The organism is Streptomyces lavendulae subsp. lavendulae, from assembly GCF_002803845.1.
Classification (GTDB): Bacteria; Actinomycetota; Actinomycetes; order Streptomycetales; family Streptomycetaceae; genus Streptomyces; species Streptomyces lavendulae.
On the sequence record NZ_CP024985.1, the window covers coordinates 6,385,135 to 6,402,811 of the forward strand.

Sequence of the window (17,677 nt, forward strand, 5' to 3'; positions counted from 1 at the left end):
CTTGTGGGCGGGTATGTATGGAAGTGCCCCGTAATATCCCCTGAGCCAAGGACCGTGATCGACGATGAAGGTCGGCATCCCCCGCGAGGTCAAGAACAACGAGTTCCGGGTCGCCATCACGCCCGCCGGCGTGCATGAGCTGGTCCGCAACGGCCACCAGGTCTTCATCGAGCAGAACGCCGGTGTGGGCTCCTCGATCACGGACGCCGAGTACGTCTCGGCCGGTGCCGAGATCCTCGGCACCGCCGACGAGGTCTGGGCGACCGCGGACCTGCTGCTGAAGGTCAAGGAGCCCATCGCGGAGGAGTACCACCGCCTCCGCAAGGACCAGACGCTCTTCACCTACCTGCACCTCGCGGCCTCCCGCGAGTGCACGGACGCCCTGCTGGAGTCCGGCACCACCGCCATCGCGTACGAGACGGTCGAGCTCGCCAACCGCGCGCTGCCGCTGCTCGCCCCGATGTCCGAGGTCGCGGGCCGCCTGGCCCCGCAGGTCGGCGCCTACCACCTGATGCGCTCGGCCGGCGGCCGTGGCGTCCTCCCCGGCGGTGTCCCCGGCACCCACGCCGGCGAGTGCGTGGTCATCGGCGGCGGCGTCTCCGGCTGGAACGCCGCGCAGATCGCCATCGGCATGGGCTTCCACGTGACCCTGCTGGACCGCGACATCAACAAGCTCCGCGAGGCCGACAAGATCTTCGGCACGAAGATCAAGACGATCGTCTCCAACGCCTACGAGCTGGAGAAGGCCGTCGTCGAGGCCGACCTCGTCATCGGCGCGGTGCTGATCCCGGGTGCGAAGGCCCCGAAGCTGGTCACCAACGAGCTCGTCGCCAAGATGAAGCCCGGAAGTGTCCTTGTCGACATTGCGATCGACCAGGGCGGCTGCTTCGAGGACTCCCGTCCGACCACCCACGCCGAGCCGACCTTCCAGGTCCACAACTCGGTCTTCTACTGCGTCGCCAACATGCCGGGCGCGGTGCCGAACACCTCCACCTACGCGCTGACGAACGCGACCCTGCCCTACATCGTGCAGCTCGCGAACCTCGGCTGGGTCGAGGCGCTGCGTCGTGACCCGGCGCTCGCGCTGGGCCTCAACACCCATGACGGCCAGGTCGTTTACGGTCCGGTCGCCGAGGCCCACGGCCTGCAGACCCTTGAGCTGAGCACGCTGCTCGGCTGAGTCGTCAACGACTGACGTCAATCTCACGTATCCGGCCGGACCTTGCTCGCAAGGTCCGGCCGGAGGCGTTTGCGGAGCCGCCGACGACCCGGCTCAACTCGCCTCGAACGTAACCCTTTAACCCTTTCGCGCACCCGCGAAACTTCACAGCGACAGCTCGCACGCCCTTGACAGAGTGGTGTTCGGTTGCCGACACATCGTGCCGGGTCCGGCGGATTGTGTTGCCGCTGGGCGGTGACACGCCATAGAGTCGCCAACCGTCGGCATGGTGCAACGCTGACCTATCGATAAGTGTCCTGGTCACGTCCGAGGAGGTAAGACGACTTGTGAATGAGTCGACATTTGCTCCTGGGGGTGGTCGAGCAACCGTGCCCGAGCGGGGCCAGGGTCCTGCCGGGCTCGAAGCTGTCGGCTCCGTCGCAGTCCGCACCTTCGCAAACCACCAGCACATGACGACGCCCCAAAAGAGCATGGACGGCCTAGACGTGAACTCCAGGGCCGGCGACCTGAGCGGCGAAAAGCCCGTGGGTTTCGCCGACTACGACAACGTGCCCGAAGGGCACTTCTACGACCCCGACGCGGAGTACGAACCGGACCCCGAGTACGCGGCCACCCTCGCCCCCGACGCTGCCCGTCAGCGCCGTGAGCGGATCGGCCCGACCGGACGCCCGCTGCCGTACTTCCCGATCCCGGGTCCGCTGACCGACCACGGTCCGGCGACGATCATCGCGATGTGCAACCAGAAGGGTGGCGTGGGCAAGACCACGTCGACCATCAACCTGGGTGCCGCGCTCGCCGAGTACGGGCGCCGCGTGCTGCTCGTCGACTTCGACCCGCAGGGCGCGCTGTCCGTGGGCCTCGGCGTGAACCCGATGGAACTCGACCTGACGGTCTACAACCTGCTCATGGAGCGGGGCATGTCGGCCGACGAGGTGCTGCTGAAGACCGCGGTCCCCAACATGGACCTGCTGCCGAGCAACATCGACCTGTCCGCCGCCGAGGTGCAGTTGGTCAGCGAGGTCGCGCGCGAGTCGACGCTGCAGCGGGCGCTGAAGCCGCTGATGGCCGACTACGACTACATCGTGATCGACTGTCAGCCCTCGCTCGGCCTGCTGACCGTGAACGCCCTGACGGCGGCTCACAAGGTCATCGTGCCGCTGGAATGCGAGTTCTTCGCCCTCCGCGGTGTCGCGCTGCTGACCGAGACGATCGAGAAGGTGCAGGAGCGGCTCAACCCGGAGCTGGAGCTCGACGGCATCCTCGCCACGATGTACGACTCCCGTACGGTGCACAGCCGCGAGGTGCTCGCGCGCGTCGTCGAGGCCTTCGACGACCACGTCTACCACACGGTCATCGGCCGCACGGTGCGCTTCCCGGAGACCACGGTCGCCGGCGAGCCGATCACCACGTACGCCTCCAACTCCGTCGGCGCCGCCGCCTACCGCCAGCTGGCCAGGGAGGTGCTCGCCCGGTGTCCCGCCGAGTGAGTCTGCCCGGAGCCGACGAACTGTTCCGTACGACCGGGGGGATGGCCCTCCAGTCGTCCTCGCCGCGGCGGGGCGCCGAGGAGGCGTCCGCGGCCGGAGGGACGGAGCACGCGGCACCGGCGGACGGCACGACGAGGACGACGGGCGACGCGCGTGGCGGCCGGGAGGCCGATCCCGCGGTGGGCGCCCAGCGCAGGCCGCAGGAAGGTTCTGCCACCGCCGCCGGGGCGTCCTCGCCCCGGCCCGGCAAGGGGCAGGGCCGGGGCGCGAACCGGCGGCCCAGCGGGCGGGAACGGCACGACGAGAAGATCACGGTCTACGTCTCCGCCGAGGAGCTCATGGACCTGGAGCACGCCCGGCTGGTGCTCCGCGGGGAGCACGGGCTCGCCGTCGACCGCGGGCGCATCGTGCGCGAGGCGGTGGCGGTGGTCCTCGCGGACCTGGAGTCCCGCGGCGACGCGAGCATCCTGGTCCGCCGCCTCCGCGGCCGCTGACCCCCGCTACCGCCCGGCCCTCCCGGGTGGCCCGGGGCCGCCCGCCCCGACGGCCGCCCCCCGCACCTCCGCTGCCCGGACCGGGCGCGTCCCGTACGGCCGGGATCCGTCCGGCGGGCCTGGACCGTGGATCCGGCGTCCGGCCCGACCCGGCCTAGCCGTGGATCCGCCCGGACAGGGCCTAGGCTGCTCGTGGCCGTCCGGCCGCACTCCGTACCACCCTGGACCGCGATGCCCCACCACCACCCCGCCGCCCGCCCCGCCCGCCGGAGCCTGGGGCGCGGCCCAGGAGCCGCCGAGACGCCCGCTGAGGGCCCCGGGGGGACCGGGGGTGACCAGGGGGCCGGACGGGCCCCGGGGGACGCTGACGGGCCCGCCACGCTCCCGGAGGGGCCCGCGCCGGCCGGTGACGGACGGTTCACCCTGCGGCTCGCGAACTTCGAGGGGCCTTTCGACCTGCTGCTCCAGCTGATCTCCCGGCACAAGCTGGACGTGACCGAGGTCGCGCTGTCCAAGGTCACCGACGAGTTCATGGCGCACATCCGCGCCATGGGCCCCGAGGGCGACCTCGACCAGACCACCGAGTTCCTCGTGGTCGCCGCCACCCTGCTCGACCTCAAGGCCGCCCGGCTGCTGCCCGCCGCCGAGGTGGAGGACGAGGCCGACCTCGCCCTGCTGGAGGCGCGGGACCTGCTCTTCGCCCGGCTGCTCCAGTACCGGGCGTACAAGCAGATCGCCGCGATCTTCGAGACCCGTGCCGAGGACGAGGGCCGGCGCTACCCCCGCACCGTGGGGCTGGAGCCGCACCACGCCGAGCTGCTGCCCGACGTGGTCATCGCCATCGGCGCCGACGGCTTCGCCCGCCTCGCGGTGCGCGCCATGCAGCCGAAGGCGAAGCCGGAGGTCTACGTCGACCACATCCACGCCCCCCTCGTCAGCGTGCGGGAGCAGGCGGGGCACGTCGTGCGCCTGCTCAAGGCGCGCGGCGAGGCCACCTTCCAGGAGCTGACCGAGGACGCCCCCGACACCCTCACGGTCGTCGCCCGCTTCCTGGCCCTCCTGGAGCTCTACCGGGAGAAGGCCGTCGTCCTCGATCAGGAGGACGCCCTGCTCACGCTCACGGTGCGCTGGAGCGGCGGGGACGGCGACGGGATGCCGACGGTGACCGACGAGTTCGACCAGGTAGTGGAGGTACGCGAATGACGGCGCAGGAGCTGGACCTGAGGGGGGCCCTGGAGGCCGTCCTGATGGTGGTCGACGAGCCCGCGACGGTGGAGCACCTGGCCAAGGTGCTGGAGCGCGCCCCGCGCGAGGTCGCCTCGGCCCTCGCCGCCCTGGCCGACGAGTACACGGCGCAGCGGCGCGGGTTCGAATTGCGGGAGGTCGCCGGGGGCTGGCGCTTCTACACCCGGCCCGCCTACGCCGCCGCCGTCGAGGCCTTCGTCCTGGACGGCCAGCAGGCCCGTCTCACCCAGGCGGCCCTGGAGACCCTGGCGGTCGTCGCGTACCGCCAGCCGGTCAGCCGATCGCGGGTCTCGGCGGTCCGCGGGGTCAACTGCGACGGGGTCATGCGGACCCTCCTGCAGCGGGGTCTGGTGGCCGAGGCGGGCACGGAACCCGAAACAGGTGCGATCCTGTACAGGACGACGAACTACTTTCTGGAGCGGATGGGCCTGCGCGGCCTGGACGAGCTCCCGGAGCTCGCGCCCTTCCTCCCCGAGGCGGACGCGATCGAAGCAGAGACGCAAGAGGGTGTTCCGTCGTTCGATCCGGACGCACCGGATACCGATGAAGACGACAAGACGACGGAACTTTGATGCGAAGCAGCGGCAACGGCAACGGCGGCGGCAACAGGAACAGCGGCGGCGGTGGTGGCGGACGCGGTAACTCCCGCGGCGGCTCCTCCTCCGGCGGTGGCTACCGCGGCTCCTCCTCCCCTTCCCCCTCCGGCGGCGGCGGTAACTCCCGCGGTGGCTCCTCCTCCGGCGGGGGTGGCTACCGCGGCGGCTCGTCCTCCGGCGGTGGCGGCTACCGCGGTGGCTCCTCCTCCGGCGGCTCCCAGGGTGGCGGCTACGACCGCGACCGCGACCAGGCGCCCCAGCGCCCCCGCAACCCCCGCCCCGAGGAGCGCCGCTACGACGTCGGCCCCGAGGGCGAGCGCAGCGGCCGCAGCGGCCCCCGCGCGGGTGGCGGCGGCGCCCGTGGCGCGGCGGCCCGCGGCGGTGCCAAGGGCGGCCCCAAGACCTCCAAGACCCCGGGCATCGGCGGGGCCGGCGGCCCGCGCCGCGGCCCCGGCAGCCGCAGCGGCCAGTCCCGCCCCCGCGAGCTGGACGCGCGGATCGAGGAGCGCGTGCGCGACCGGTACGCCGACAAGCCCGTGATCAAGACCCCGAAGACCTTCCCGGGCGCCGAGCAGGAGGGCGAGCGCCTGCAGAAGGTGCTCGCCCGTGCCGGCATGGGCTCGCGCCGCGCCTGCGAGGAGCTCATCGAGCAGGCCCGCGTCGAGGTCAACGGCGAGATCGTGCTGGAGCAGGGCAAGCGCGTCCAGCCGAAGGACGAGATCAAGGTGGACGGCCTGACCGTCGCCACCCAGTCCTTCCTGTTCTTCGCGCTGAACAAGCCGGCCGGCGTCGTCTCCACCATGGAGGACCCGGACGGCCGCCAGTGCCTCGGCGACTACGTCACCAACCGGGAGACCCGCCTCTTCCACGTCGGCCGCCTCGACACCGAGACCGAGGGCATCATCCTGCTCACCAACCACGGTGAGCTGGCCCACCGCCTCACGCACCCGAAGTACGGCGTGAAGAAGACCTACGTCGCCGCGATCACGGGCCCGCTGCCGCGCGACATCGGCAAGAAGCTCAAGGACGGCATCGAGCTGGAGGACGGGTACGCCCGCGCCGACCACTTCCGCGTCGTCGACCAGGTCGGCAAGAACTACCTGGTCGAGGTGACCCTCCACGAGGGCCGCAAGCACATCGTCCGCCGCATGCTGGCCGAGGCCGGCTTCCCGGTGGAGAAGCTCGTGCGCACCTCGTTCGGCCCGATCGAGCTGGGCGACCAGAAGTCGGGCTGGCTGCGCCGCCTGACCAACACCGAGGTCGGCATGCTGATGCGCGAGGTCGGTCTGTAGGACCCCCGCAGCACACCGGCACCCCCGCAGCACACCGGAAGCCCGCGACGCCCCAAGGCGCCGCGGGCTTCCGTCTTGTCCGGGACCCCCGAACCTGTTTATAGTCAGAGTGACTATTAAAGGAAGTGGGGCTACAGCCATGGGGTGGAGTACCAGCTGGACCGAGGTGCTCGGCTTCGTCACCGGAGCCGTGTGCGTCGTTCTGGTGGCCCGTCAGCACATCGCCAACTGGCCGGTCGGCATCGCCAACAACGTCTTCTTCATCGTGCTCTTCGTGCAGTCCGGGCTCTACGCCGACGCCGGACTGCAGGTCGTCTTCATCGCCCTCGCCGCGTACGGCTGGTGGTCCTGGACCCACGGGGGTGGACCAGGAACCGCCGACGCCCTGCCGGTGCGCCGCACCACGGCCACCGAATGGGCCTGGCTGCTCGCGGCGGGGGCGGTGTCGGTCGCCGCGCTGACCCTGCTGCTCGGCGGGGTCAGCGACTCCACCGTCCCCTTCCCGGACGCCCTCACCACCGGGCTCTCGCTCATGGCCACCTACGGCCAGTGCCGCAAGCTCCTGGAGTCCTGGTGGCTGTGGATCGCCGCCGACCTCGTCTACATCCCGCTCTACGCCTACAAGGGCCTGTACCTGACCTCGGTCCTGTACGTCGGCTTCCTCGCCCTGTGCGTGGCCGGACTGCTCGGCTGGCGGCGCAGCCTCCCGGCGGCCGGCGCCCGTACGGCAGTGGGAGCGGCGGCATGAGCGGCGGCAAGCGCTACGGGCACGGGCTGGTCCTGGGCAAGTTCTACCCGCCGCACGCGGGCCACCACCACCTGGTGCGCACCGCCCAGGACCAGTGCGAGCGGCTCACCGTGCTGGTGTGCGCCGCCTCGGTGGAGTCGGTGCCGCTCGCCGACCGGGTGGCCTGGATGCGTGAGGCGCACCCCGGCGCCGAGGTGGTCGGCGCGGTGGACGACGTCCCCGTGGACCTGCACGACCCGGCGGTCTGGGAGGCGCACATGGCGATCTTCCGCGGCGCGGTGGGCCGGCGCGTGGACGCCGTCTTCACCTCCGAGGCCTACGGGACCGAGCTCGCGCGCCGGTTCGGCGCCGAGGAGGTCTGCGTGGACCCGGCGCGCACCCTGTTCCCGGTGTCGGGCACGGCGGTGCGCGCGGACCCGGCCGGAACCTGGGAGTTCCTGGGCCCGGCCGTACGGGCCGCCCTGACCCGGCGGGTCGTGGTCCTCGGCGCCGAGTCCACCGGGACCACCACCCTCTCCCGGGAGCTGGCCGCGCACTACCGGCGGCGCGGCGGGGTGTGGGCGAAGACCGGCTGGGTCGCCGAGTACGGGCGCGAGTACAGCGAGGAGAAGCTCGCCGCCGCCCGCGCGGCGGACCCGGCCGCCTCCTGGACGGACGTGGCCTTCACCTCGGAGGAGTTCCCGGTGATCGCCCGCCGCCAGGACGCGGCGGAGGAGCGGGCGGCCCGGCTGGGCTCGCCCGTGCTCTTCTGCGACACCGACTCCTTCGCGACCGGCATCTGGCACGAGCGGTACATGGGCGGGCGCAACCGGGAGGTCGAGAAGATCGCCGAGCTGACCCGCCGTGACCTGTACCTGCTGACGGACGACACCGGGGTGCCCTTCGAGGACGACGGGCTGCGCGACGGGCCGCAGCTGAGACCGTGGATGACCGCCCGCTTCCGGCGGGAACTCGCGCGCACCGGAAGGCGTTTCCTGGTCGTGAGCGGGGACCGGCGCCACCGGCTGGAGACGGCCGTCGCGGCGGTCGACGCCCTGCTGGAGGAGGGCTGGCAGTTCGCGGCCCCCCTCCCGGAGCGACGGTGAGCGCGGCCGCGGCGGGCCGCGGGGACGGCGGCGGTGATCCGGACGCCGCGCGCGCGGGCGGGACCGGGACCGGGCCCGCGCCCTACGACCCGTACGCCTTCGAGCCGTTCGCGGTGACCGTCGACCTCGCGGTCCTCACCGTGCGCGGCGGCGTCCTGCACGTCCTGCTGATCCGGCGCGGGCAGGAACCGTACGCGGGCGCCTGGGCCCTGCCCGGCGGCTTCGTCCTGCCGCGCGAGTCCGCCGAGACGGCGGCCCGCCGCGAACTCGCCGAGGAGACGGGCCTGGCCCCCTCCCTGGTCGACTCCCTCCACCTGGAACAGCTGCGCACCTACAGCGAACCCGACCGGGACCCCCGGATGCGGGTGGTCTCGGTGGCCTTCACCGCGCTCGTCCCCGACATGCCCGAACCGGCCGCGGAGGGCGGCGGGGACGCCGACCGGGCGCGCTGGGTCCCCGTCGGGGAGGTGACGCAGCCGGCCTTCGACCACGCGCGGATCCTGGCGGACGCGCGGGAGCGGGTGGGCTCCAAGCTGGAGTACACCTGCCTGGCCACCGCCTTCTGCCCGCCCGAGTTCACCCTCGGGGAGCTCCGGGCCGTGTACGAGACCGTCTGGGGCACCGCCCTGGACCGCCCCAACTTCCGCCGCAAGGTCCTCGCCACACCCGGCTTCGTCGAGGCCGTCCCCGGCGCCGCCCGGCTGACCGGCGGCCGCGGCAAACCCGCCGCGCTCTACCGGGCGGGACCGGCCACCGCCCTCCACCCGCCCCTGCTCCGCCCCACGGAAGGCCCCGCCCGATGACCACCCCGATGCCGGCGCGCCCGATAGCGGGCAAGCGCCCCGCCACCGGCGCCCTGATCGGCCTCGCCCTGGGCGACGCCCTCGGCTTCCCGACCGAGTTCAACGACGTGCCGTCCATCCTGGCCAAGACCGGGCCGTGGCGGCAGATGGCCCTGCCCCGCCCCGCCCTCGTCACCGACGACACCCAGATGACCCTGGCCCTGGCGCGCGGCATGCGCACCGCCGCCGAACGCGGCCCGGTCGGTCCGCTGCGGCTCGCCCGGCCGGTCCGCGAGGAGTTCGTCGACTGGTACCACTCCCCGGAGAACAACCGGGCCCCCGGCCGCACCTGCATGGTCGCCTGCCGCCTCCTCGACCACCCCGGGCGGGACTGGCGCGACGCCAGCCAGACCGGCTCCAAGGGCTGCGGCGCGAACATGCGCGTGGTGCCGGTGGGCCTGGTCCCCGGCTGGACGGAGGAGGAACGCGCGGGCGCCGCCCAGCTCCAGTCGGCCCTCACCCACGGCCACCCCACCGCCCTGGCCGCCTCCGACCTGACGGCCCGCGCGGTCCACCTGCTGGCCCGGGGCACCGAGGTGACGGGCCTGGTCGGACGGCTGCGCTCGTACGCCCTGGAGAACCGCACCCGCTACCACGAGCGCTGGCTCGGCGACCTCTGGCAGCGCACCGCCTCCGACGCTTCGCCGGAGTCGTTCATCGCCCGGGGCTGGGACGAGTGCCTGGCCGCCTTGGACCGCCTCGCGGCGGCGCTGCGCACCCCGTCCCCGGAGACCGACCCCTGCCTGGCCACCGGCGAGGGCTGGATCGCCGAGGAGGCCCTGGCCACCGCCCTGCACTGCTTCCTCCTCTTCCCGGACGAACCCCTCCTCGCCCTGCGCCGCGCCGCCTGCACGGCGGGCGACTCCGACTCGATCGCCTGCCTGGCCGGCGCCTTCGCGGGCGCCCACCTCGGCGCGGACGTCTGGCCCCGCGACTGGGAGGGCCGCATCGAGTACCGCGACGAGCTCCTCTCGTTCGGCACCCTCTGGGACGCGTGAGCCGTGCTCGACGCGATGACCCTCGACCTGACGCCCGTCGTGAGCCGTCAGCCCGACCCGCTGCTCTTCGCCACGGTCTCGGGCGCCCACCTCTACGGCTTCCCCTCCCGCGACTCGGACGTCGACCTGCGCGGCGCGCACCTGCTGCCGGCGGCCGCGCTGCTCGGCCTGCGCGAGCCGGAGGAGACCCGGACCCGGATGTGGGACCACGACGGGGTGGAGATGGACCTCGTCACGCACGACCTGCGCAAGTTCGTCCGCCTGATGCTCAAGCGCAACGGCTACGTACTGGAGCAGCTGCTCTCGCCGCTCGTGGTCCACACGACGCCCGAGCACGAGGAGCTGGTGGCGCTGGCGCCCGGCGTGCTCACCTCCCACCACGCCCACCACTACCGCGGGTTCGCCACCACCCAGTGGCGGCTCTTCGAGCGCGGCGGCGAACTGAAGCCGCTCCTCTACGCCTTCCGCGCCCTGCTCACCGGCATCCACCTGATGCGCTCGGGCGAGGTGCAGGCGCACCTGCCCACGCTGCTCGGGGAGGTGCCCGAGGCCCCCGCGTGGCTGGCCGGGCTGATCGAGGCCAAGGTGACCGCCGAGCACGGCGGGTACGACGGTCCCGCCGTGACGGCGCCCTACGAGGCGCTGCACGCGGTGCTCGACGCGGCGCAGGCGGCGACGGGACTGCCGGGGGAGGCGGGGGCGTACGGGGCGCTCGACGCGTTCGTGGTGCGGTGCCGGGAGCCGTTGGCGCGGTGACCGGCTAGCCCCTCGGAGCCGGGTCCAGGGCGGCCGAGGCGCGGCGGGTGCGCCGGAGGTAGTCCGCCACGCGCGGGAGGTCCGGTTCCGCGGGGAGCGGGGTCGTGGTGAGGGCGGCGTCGGTCTCCTCGGTGAGGCGGGCCATCCAGGCGTCGACCTCCTCCCAGGTCCGCTCGCCGCGCCTGACCGCGAGCAGGCCCTCGCGGTCCGGGCCCGCGTCGATCGTCAGGCGGCCCGTGCGCAGCAGGTCGCGGCAGGAGATCAGCAGCCGCAGCAGGTGCATGGCGTGCTTCCAGCGCGGGGCGCCGTGCAGGCGGACGTCCGCGAGGAGCTTGCCGTGCTGGGAGACGGCGTAGCGGCTGAAGCTGGTGTGGGCCCGGCGGGAGAGGAACGCCCCGCGCAGGGAGAGGAGTTCCTCGCCGGCCGGGGTGAGCCGTTCGACCAGGGGAGAGTGCAGGCACTCCAGGATGTTCGGGTTGGCGCGCAGGGCCAGTTCGCAGAAGCGTTCCAGCTCCCAGGAGAACTCCTCCTCCCGGGGCCCCTCCACGTGCGTCGGCGGCTTCTCGAACCGCCAGAACAGCGGGGTGGGGGCGAGGAAGACACCGCGCCGGTCGGTGTCGCTCGCCCGCGTCGCCAGCCCGAAGGCACGGGAGCCCATCACGCAGGCGTAGATCGTGTGGTCCCGTACCAGGGTGAGGTCGTCCATCCGGGGAGGTTAGGCGCCCCGGAGCCCGCTAGGCGAGCGAGATTGTCCCGTCGGGCGCCACCGCGATCTTCTTCTCGGGGAGCGGCCGGGTGGCCGGACCCTTGACGACCGCGCCGTCCGAGGCCTGGAACTCGCTGCCGTGGCACGGGCAGTGCATCACGCCGTTCTCGGGCTTGCTCACCAGGCAGCCCTCGTGCGTGCAGACCGCGGAGAAGCAGCGGAAGGATCCGGCCGTGGGCTGGGTCACCACCAGCTTCTGGTCCTTGAGGACGACGCCGCCGCCGACCGGGACCTCCGACGAGGACTTCATCAGGGTCTTGCCCGTGGCGGAGCCGGAGGCCTCGCCGGGGGACGCGGCCGCGCTCGGCGCGCTGCCGGAATCCTGGGCGGGCTTCTCCGTACCGCCTCCGCCACCGCCGCACGCGGCGAGCGTGCCGCCGGCCAGGGCGGCCGCGCCGGCCGCCAGTACCGTGCGGCGGGCGGTGGACGCGGTGTCGCTCATCGGATTCGGGTCGGTCATGGGGACTCCTCGATGGGGGGCCGGGATGGCGAGCAGCATCCTGACGCGTGCCGGGCTCCGGGAGAAGCCCGCCACACCCTCCGGTTCCGCTTCACCCCGCCGACTGCCGGGGGCGGAGGTCCGCAGGGCCGTCGGGGACGCGTACCACCTCCCACACGCGCACCACGGCGTCCCGGTTCAGCGGCCCGTACACGTGGGGGTAGCGGCCGTCGGAACCGGGCTCCCGGCGGACCTCGGCGGTCAGGGCCGCCTCGTCCAGCTCCACCGCGAGCAGGGTGCCGGGGGCGTTCCGGTAGTGGGCCTCGACGATGGCGAGGACGGTCGGGCGGTCCGCCGAGCAGTGCACGAAACCCTCCGCGGCCAGGGAGGCAGGGGCGTACGGGAGCTCGGGCGCGGCGCTCCAGTCGGCGAGCGGGACGATGTGGAAGATCATGCCGGTGGTTCTACCGCAGCGGGCGCCGAAGCGGTGTGTCAGGTGGCGACATGTAACGATCCGGGCGACATTGTCCGTGTCCCGAAGCCGGGTACGACGCCGGCGTGCTGCCCGGCCCTTCTGCGAAAGGCGTGACCATGGCGGGTAATGACCTGGGCTCCCTGCTCGGCGGACTCCTCGGTGGCGGCGGGCAGGGCGGCCAGGGCGGAGGGGCCGGCAACATCCTCGGCGCCCTGCTCGGGGCCCTCGGCGGCGGGGGCGGCGGCGCCCAGGCCGGCGGCGCCCAGGCCGGCGGCGGCGGGAACAACCCGCTCGGCGGCCTCATGGACATGCTGACCAAGTCCGGCCTCGCCGACCAGGCGCAGTCCTGGCTCGGTACCGGGGAGAACCGGCCGGTCAGCGGCTCGCAGATCGCCGAGGCCCTGCCGGACGACGCCCTGCGGAAGGCCGCCGAACAGGCCGGCGTCAGTCCCGAACAGGCCGCCGACGAGATCGCGCGGTCCCTGCCGCAGGCCGTCGACAAGCTGAGCCCCGGCGGGGAGATCCCGTCCGGTTCGCTGGAGGACATCATCAGGGCGCAGAACCTGTAGCGGCCCCGCCGGAGCCCGGCCGCCGTCCCACGGGGCGGCCGCCGGGCCCCCGTCGCGCACCGGGTGGCTACCCTGAGTCAGGACCCGCCGTCACGCGATCACCCTGGAGCGCCCCGTGAGAACCGCCGTCGTCATCGGAACCGGACTGATCGGCACCTCCGCGGCGCTCGCCCTGACCGCCCGCGGGATCGCCGTCCACCTGGTCGACCACGACCCGGCACAGGCCCGTACCGCCGCCGCCCTCGGCGCCGGCACCGACGACGCCCCCGAGGGGCAGGTCGACCTCGCGATCGTCGCCGTCCCCCCGGCCCACGTCGCCGCCGCCCTGGCCGACGCGATCGGACGCGGGACCGCCCGCGCCTACGTGGACGTCGCCAGCGTCAAGGGCGGACCCCGCCGGGAGCTGGCCGCCCTCGGCGCCGACACCTCCGCGTACATCGGCACCCACCCCATGGCCGGCAAGGAACGCTCCGGGCCGCTGGCCGCCACCGCCGACCTCTTCGAGGGACGCCCCTGGGTGCTCACGCCCACCCGCGACACCGACCACGAGGTGCTGAACCTGGCGCTGGAACTGGTCGCGCTGTGCCGGGCCGTCCCCGTGGTGATGGACGCCGACGCGCACGACCGGGCGGTCGCCCTCGTCTCCCACACCCCGCAGCTGGTGTCCAGCATGGTCGCGGCGCGCCTGGAGGAGGCGGACGAGACGGCCGTGCGGCTGTGCGGGCAGGGCATCCGCGACGTGACCCGGATCGCGGCCTCCGACCCCCGCATGTGGGTGGAGATCCTCTCGGCGAACCCTGGTCCGGTGGCCGACGTCCTGTCCGGGATCGCCGCCGACCTGGAGGAGACCGTCGAGGCCCTGCGCGGACTCCAGTCGGCCGACGAGGCCAAGCGCCGCGGCGGGGCCGAGGGCATCGAGGACGTCCTGCGGCGCGGCAACGCGGGCCGGGTCCGGGTCCCCGGCAAGCACGGCGCCGCCCCCACGGCCTACGAGACGGTCGGGGTGTTCATCAGCGACCAGCCCGGCGAGCTGGCGCGGATCTTCGCCGACGCGGGCCGGGCCGGGGTCAACATCGAGGACGTGCGGATCGAGCACGCCACCGGCCAGCAGGCCGGTCTGGTGCAGCTCATGGTCGAGCCCCGCGCCGTCGCGGGCCTGACCGCCGAGCTGCGCGAGCGGGGCTGGGCCCTGCGCCAGCAGTAGCCCGACCGCCCCCGGGATCCACCGTGGCCCCCGCCCCCGTACGGGGCGGGGACGCGGCGGAGTCAGGCGGCGCCGGGGGCCGGTAACCTGGGGGAGGGGCGCTCTTGGCGCGCCCGGACACGTACGCGCAACCAGGAAGGTGCCCGCACCGTGGAAACCGCCGCTCCGTCCGCCGTGATCGTCGCCATCGACGGTCCCTCCGGCACGGGCAAGTCCAGCACCTCCAAGGCCGTGGCCGCCAAGCTCGGGCTCCGCTACCTGGACACCGGTGCCCAGTACCGGGCCATCACCTGGTGGATGATCACCAACGGCGTCGACACCGACGACCCGCAGGCCATCGCCGTCGCCGCGGGCAAGCCCGCCCTCGTGTCCGGTACGGATCCGGCCGCGCCCACCATCACCGTCGACGGCCTGGACGCCTCCGGCCCGATCCGCACCCAGGAGGTCACCTCCAAGGTCAGCGCCGTCAGCGCCGTCCCCGAGGTGCGCACCCTGATCACCGAGCTCCAGCGCTCCATCGCCGCCGAGGCGGCCCGGGAGGCCGAGGGCATCGTGGTCGAGGGCCGGGACATCGGCACCACCGTCCTGCCCGACGCCGACCTCAAGATCTTCCTGACCGCCTCCGCCGAGGCCCGCGCGGCCCGCCGCAGCGGCGAGCTGCGCGGCAAGGAGGCCACGGACCTCGCGGCCACCAAGGAAGCCCTGATCAAGCGTGACGCGGCCGACTCCGGCCGCAAGACCTCCCCGCTGGCCAAGGCCGGCGACGCCGTGGAGGTGGACACCACCGAGCTCACCCTCGACCAGGTCATCGAGTGCGTCGTGACCCTGGTCGAAGAGCGGCGCGCCAGGTGAGCGGTACGCCCTCCCCCAAGGGTGCGGCGGTCGGCAGGCGCATCGGCATCGGGCTCATGTACGGGCTGTGGAAGCCGCGCGTGCTGGGCGCCTGGAAGGTGCCCGCCTCCGGCCCCGTCATCCTGGCCGTGAACCACGCCCACAACATAGACGGCCCCATGGTCATGGGCACCGCGCCCCGGCCCCTGCACTTCCTGATCAAGAAGGAGGCCTACGTCGGCCCCCTCGGCCCCTTCCTGGAGGGGATCGGTCAGGTGAAGGTGGACCGGACCGGTACGGACCGCACCGCCATCACCCGCGCGCTCGGGGTGCTGGAGCGGGGCGGCGCCCTGGGGATCTTCCCCGAGGGCACCCGCGGCGAGGGCGACTTCGCCTCCCTGCGCGCCGGGCTCGCGTACTTCGCGGTCCGCAGCGGCGCCCCGATCGTGCCCGTCGCGGTCCTCGGCAGCACCGAGGCCCGGGGGCGGCTGGTCAAGGGCCTGCCGCCGCTGAAGAGCCGGGTGGACGTCGTCTTCGGCTCCGCCTTCGACGCCGGGGACGGCACCGGGCGGCGCACGCGCACCGCGCTGGACCAGGCCACCGAACGCATCCAGGGCCGGCTGACCGCCCACCTGGCCGACGCCAAGCGCCTCACCGGCCGCTGAGCGAGACTTGACCTAGTAGTGGACCCGCGCTGCGCGGATGCCACCGATCACCACGAACGACGAGGAACGGACTTCATGAACGACCAGCACGACCACGGAGCACTTGGCGACGCCGAGTACGCGGAGTTCATGGAGCTCGCCGCGGAGGAAGGCTTCGACATCGAGGATGTCGAAGGCGCGATCGAGGAGGCCGGCCACGGCCCGCTGCCCGTCCTCGCCGTCGTGGGCCGCCCGAACGTGGGCAAGTCGACCCTGGTGAACCGCATCATCGGCCGCCGCGAGGCCGTCGTGGAGGACAAGCCGGGCGTCACCCGCGACCGCGTGACCTACGAGGCCGAGTGGGCCGGGCGCCGCTTCAAGGTCGTCGACACCGGCGGCTGGGAGCAGGACGTCCTCGGCATCGACGCCTCCGTCGCCGCCCAGGCCGAGTACGCCATCGAGGCCGCCGACGCGGTGGTCTTCGTCGTCGACGCCAAGGTCGGCGCCACCGACACCGACGAGGCCGTCGTCAAGCTGCTGCGCCGGTCCGGCAAGCCCGTCGTGCTCTGCGCCAACAAGGTCGACGGCCAGAGCGGCGAGGCCGACGCGACCGCCCTGTGGTCGCTGGGCCTCGGCCAGCCGCACCCGGTCTCCTCCCTCCACGGCCGCGGTACGGGCGACATGCTCGACGCCGTCCTGGAGGCCCTGCCGGAGGCCCCCGAGCAGACCTTCGGCGGCGCCGCCCTCGGCGGCCCCCGCCGCATCGCCCTGATCGGCCGCCCGAACGTCGGCAAGTCCTCCCTCCTGAACAAGGTCGCCCGCGAGGACCGCGTCGTCGTCAACGAGCTGGCCGGCACCACCCGCGACCCGGTCGACGAGCTGATCGAACTCGGCGGCGTCACCTGGAAGTTCGTGGACACCGCGGGCATCCGCAAGAAGGTCCACCTGCAGCAGGGCGCCGACTACTACGCCTCCCTGCGCACGGCCGCCGCCGTCGAGAAGGCGGAGGTCGCGGTCATCCTGATCGACACCACCGAGACGATCAGCGTCCAGGACCAGCGCATCATCACCATGGCCGTCGAGGCGGGCCGCGCGATCGTGATCGCGTACAACAAGTGGGACGAGCTCGACGAGGAGCGCCGCTACTACCTCGAACGCGAGATCGAGACCGAGATGCAGCAGGTCTCCTGGGCGCCCCGGGTCAACGTCTCCGCACTGACCGGCCGCCACATGGAGAAGCTGGTCCCGGCGATCGAGACCGCACTCGCGGGCTGGGAGACGCGCGTCCCCACCGGCCGGCTGAACGCCTTCCTCGGCGAGGTCGTCGCGGCGCACCCGCACCCGATCCGCGGCGGAAAGCAGCCCCGCATCCTGTTCGGTACCCAGGCGGGCAGCAAGCCGCCGCGGTTCGTCCTCTTCGCCTCCGGCTTCCTGGAGCACGGCTACCGGCGCTTCATCGAGCGCCGTCTGCGCGAGGAGTTCGGCTTCGAGGGCACCCCGATCCACATCTCGGTCCGGGTCCGCGAGAAGCGCGGCGCGCAGTACAAGAAGAAGAAGTAGCGGGGCGCCGCCGGGGTCAGTAGCCCCGGCGCGGAGCGGGCGGCAGGGCCGCCGGGATGTGCTGCATCCCGGACTGGTGCTGCCGCCCGCCGGCGTATCCGGACCCGGGGGCGGCGGCGTGGGCGTAGGAGGGCTGCGGGGCCGGTACGGGCGCGTACGAGGGCTGCCAGGGCTCGCTCTGCTGCCATGCGGAACCGTTCCAGCCGCTGCCGTACGAGCTGCCGGTGTAGGAGCCTCCGTACGAGGCCGCGGGGTACGAGGAGCCGTACGAGAACGCGGTGAAGCCGAGGTTCTCCTCACCGCTCCGGTCGCCCGGCAGCGCCCGGAAGGCGCGCAGGTACTCCGAGTAGAGCGTGTCGTAGATCGGGGTGTGCGAAGCGGCCGGGGGGACGTCCCGGTCCCGTGCGGGGCGCATCGGGGGGACGCTGCTCGGATAGGACGGGGCGCGGGAGGGGTCGTATGAATG

General features: G+C 73.3%; 20 protein-coding genes. 16 read left to right on the forward strand and 4 right to left on the reverse strand.

What is annotated here, in order from left to right; translation table 11 throughout:
• Nucleotides 1-64: 64 nt before the first annotated feature.
• The 11 genes from ald to SLAV_RS28565 all read left to right on the forward strand — a co-directional run bounded on the left by ald (nucleotide 65) and on the right by SLAV_RS28565 (nucleotide 10,723).
• Complete coding sequence (gene ald / locus SLAV_RS28515; protein ID WP_030240255.1) at nucleotides 65-1,180, forward strand: alanine dehydrogenase; 1,116 nt, start codon at nucleotides 65-67, stop codon at nucleotides 1,178-1,180.
• Nucleotides 1,181-1,548: 368 nt separating this feature from the next.
• The gene (locus tag SLAV_RS28520; protein WP_078950693.1) at nucleotides 1,549-2,667 is read left to right on the forward strand and encodes a ParA family protein; all 1,119 of its coding nucleotides are present in this window, start codon (nucleotides 1,549-1,551) and stop codon (nucleotides 2,665-2,667) included.
• Nucleotides 2,652-3,161: a hypothetical protein gene (locus SLAV_RS28525; RefSeq protein ID WP_078950692.1), complete on the forward strand. Its 510-nt coding sequence runs from the start codon at nucleotides 2,652-2,654 to the stop codon at nucleotides 3,159-3,161. Before SLAV_RS28520 ends, SLAV_RS28525 begins: the two co-directional genes overlap by 16 nt.
• A 231-nt stretch (nucleotides 3,162-3,392) precedes the next feature.
• The gene (locus tag SLAV_RS28530; RefSeq protein WP_030240248.1) at nucleotides 3,393-4,364 is read left to right on the forward strand and encodes a segregation and condensation protein A; all 972 of its coding nucleotides are present in this window, start codon (nucleotides 3,393-3,395) and stop codon (nucleotides 4,362-4,364) included.
• Nucleotides 4,361-4,978: an SMC-Scp complex subunit ScpB gene (gene scpB, locus SLAV_RS28535; RefSeq protein ID WP_030240245.1), complete on the forward strand. Its 618-nt coding sequence runs from the start codon at nucleotides 4,361-4,363 to the stop codon at nucleotides 4,976-4,978. Before SLAV_RS28530 ends, scpB begins: the two co-directional genes overlap by 4 nt.
• Complete coding sequence (locus tag SLAV_RS28540; RefSeq protein ID WP_030240244.1) at nucleotides 4,978-6,294, forward strand: pseudouridine synthase; 1,317 nt, start codon at nucleotides 4,978-4,980, stop codon at nucleotides 6,292-6,294. Before scpB ends, SLAV_RS28540 begins: the two co-directional genes overlap by 1 nt.
• 139 nt (nucleotides 6,295-6,433) lie before the next feature.
• Nucleotides 6,434-7,042 (forward strand): nicotinamide riboside transporter PnuC, encoded by a 609-nt coding sequence (gene pnuC, locus SLAV_RS28545; RefSeq protein WP_051841465.1) that lies wholly within the window; start codon nucleotides 6,434-6,436, stop codon nucleotides 7,040-7,042.
• Nucleotides 7,039-8,127: an AAA family ATPase gene (locus SLAV_RS28550; protein ID WP_030240238.1), complete on the forward strand. Its 1,089-nt coding sequence runs from the start codon at nucleotides 7,039-7,041 to the stop codon at nucleotides 8,125-8,127. Before pnuC ends, SLAV_RS28550 begins: the two co-directional genes overlap by 4 nt.
• A 113-nt stretch (nucleotides 8,128-8,240) precedes the next feature.
• On the forward strand, nucleotides 8,241-8,930 hold the full coding sequence (locus tag SLAV_RS28555; RefSeq protein ID WP_051841467.1) for an NUDIX hydrolase: 690 nt from the start codon (nucleotides 8,241-8,243) through the stop codon (nucleotides 8,928-8,930).
• A complete protein-coding gene (locus SLAV_RS28560; RefSeq protein ID WP_037688951.1) occupies nucleotides 8,927-9,967 on the forward strand; it encodes an ADP-ribosylglycohydrolase family protein in 1,041 nt (346 codons plus the stop codon). Before SLAV_RS28555 ends, SLAV_RS28560 begins: the two co-directional genes overlap by 4 nt.
• Nucleotides 9,968-9,970: 3 nt before the next feature.
• Nucleotides 9,971-10,723 (forward strand): nucleotidyltransferase domain-containing protein, encoded by a 753-nt coding sequence (locus SLAV_RS28565; protein ID WP_030240230.1) that lies wholly within the window; start codon nucleotides 9,971-9,973, stop codon nucleotides 10,721-10,723.
• Nucleotides 10,724-10,727: 4 nt separating this feature from the next.
• On the opposite strand, the gene SLAV_RS28570 is transcribed toward SLAV_RS28565, so the two are convergent.
• From SLAV_RS28570 to SLAV_RS28580, 3 genes are all read right to left on the reverse strand, one after another.
• Complete coding sequence (locus SLAV_RS28570; RefSeq protein ID WP_030240229.1) at nucleotides 10,728-11,429, reverse strand: nucleotidyltransferase domain-containing protein; 702 nt, start codon at nucleotides 11,427-11,429, stop codon at nucleotides 10,728-10,730.
• Nucleotides 11,430-11,457: 28 nt separating this feature from the next.
• Complete coding sequence (locus tag SLAV_RS28575) at nucleotides 11,458-11,949, reverse strand: Rieske (2Fe-2S) protein (RefSeq protein ID WP_234333912.1); 492 nt, start codon at nucleotides 11,947-11,949, stop codon at nucleotides 11,458-11,460.
• Nucleotides 11,950-12,040: 91 nt separating this feature from the next.
• Nucleotides 12,041-12,382: a DUF952 domain-containing protein gene (locus SLAV_RS28580; protein WP_030240223.1), complete on the reverse strand. Its 342-nt coding sequence runs from the start codon at nucleotides 12,380-12,382 to the stop codon at nucleotides 12,041-12,043.
• A gap of 137 nt (nucleotides 12,383-12,519) precedes the next feature.
• On the opposite strand from SLAV_RS28580, the gene SLAV_RS28585 reads away from it, so the two are divergent.
• The 5 genes from SLAV_RS28585 (at nucleotide 12,520) to der (ending at nucleotide 17,211) form a co-directional block, all read left to right on the forward strand.
• Nucleotides 12,520-12,972, forward strand: coding sequence for a YidB family protein (locus SLAV_RS28585; RefSeq protein WP_030240221.1), 453 nt, complete (start codon nucleotides 12,520-12,522; stop codon nucleotides 12,970-12,972).
• Nucleotides 12,973-13,087: 115 nt separating this feature from the next.
• Nucleotides 13,088-14,176: a prephenate dehydrogenase gene (locus SLAV_RS28590; RefSeq protein WP_030240218.1), complete on the forward strand. Its 1,089-nt coding sequence runs from the start codon at nucleotides 13,088-13,090 to the stop codon at nucleotides 14,174-14,176.
• 150 nt (nucleotides 14,177-14,326) lie between these two features.
• Nucleotides 14,327-15,028, forward strand: a complete 702-nt coding sequence (gene cmk / locus SLAV_RS28595) for a (d)CMP kinase (RefSeq protein WP_030240215.1) — start codon at nucleotides 14,327-14,329, stop codon at nucleotides 15,026-15,028.
• Between the two features lie 56 nt (nucleotides 15,029-15,084).
• Nucleotides 15,085-15,672, forward strand: coding sequence for a lysophospholipid acyltransferase family protein (locus SLAV_RS28600; protein WP_234333914.1), 588 nt, complete (start codon nucleotides 15,085-15,087; stop codon nucleotides 15,670-15,672).
• Nucleotides 15,673-15,747: 75 nt separating this feature from the next.
• Nucleotides 15,748-17,211 carry a ribosome biogenesis GTPase Der gene (gene der, locus SLAV_RS28605; RefSeq protein WP_030240212.1) on the forward strand — a complete coding sequence of 488 codons (1,464 nt, stop codon included), beginning with the start codon at nucleotides 15,748-15,750 and terminating at the stop codon, nucleotides 17,209-17,211.
• 16 nt (nucleotides 17,212-17,227) lie between these two features.
• On the opposite strand, the gene SLAV_RS28610 is transcribed toward der, so the two are convergent.
• The gene (locus SLAV_RS28610) at nucleotides 17,228-17,626 is read right to left on the reverse strand and encodes a hypothetical protein (RefSeq protein ID WP_234333911.1); all 399 of its coding nucleotides are present in this window, start codon (nucleotides 17,624-17,626) and stop codon (nucleotides 17,228-17,230) included.
• Between the last annotated feature and the right edge of the window lie 51 nt (nucleotides 17,627-17,677).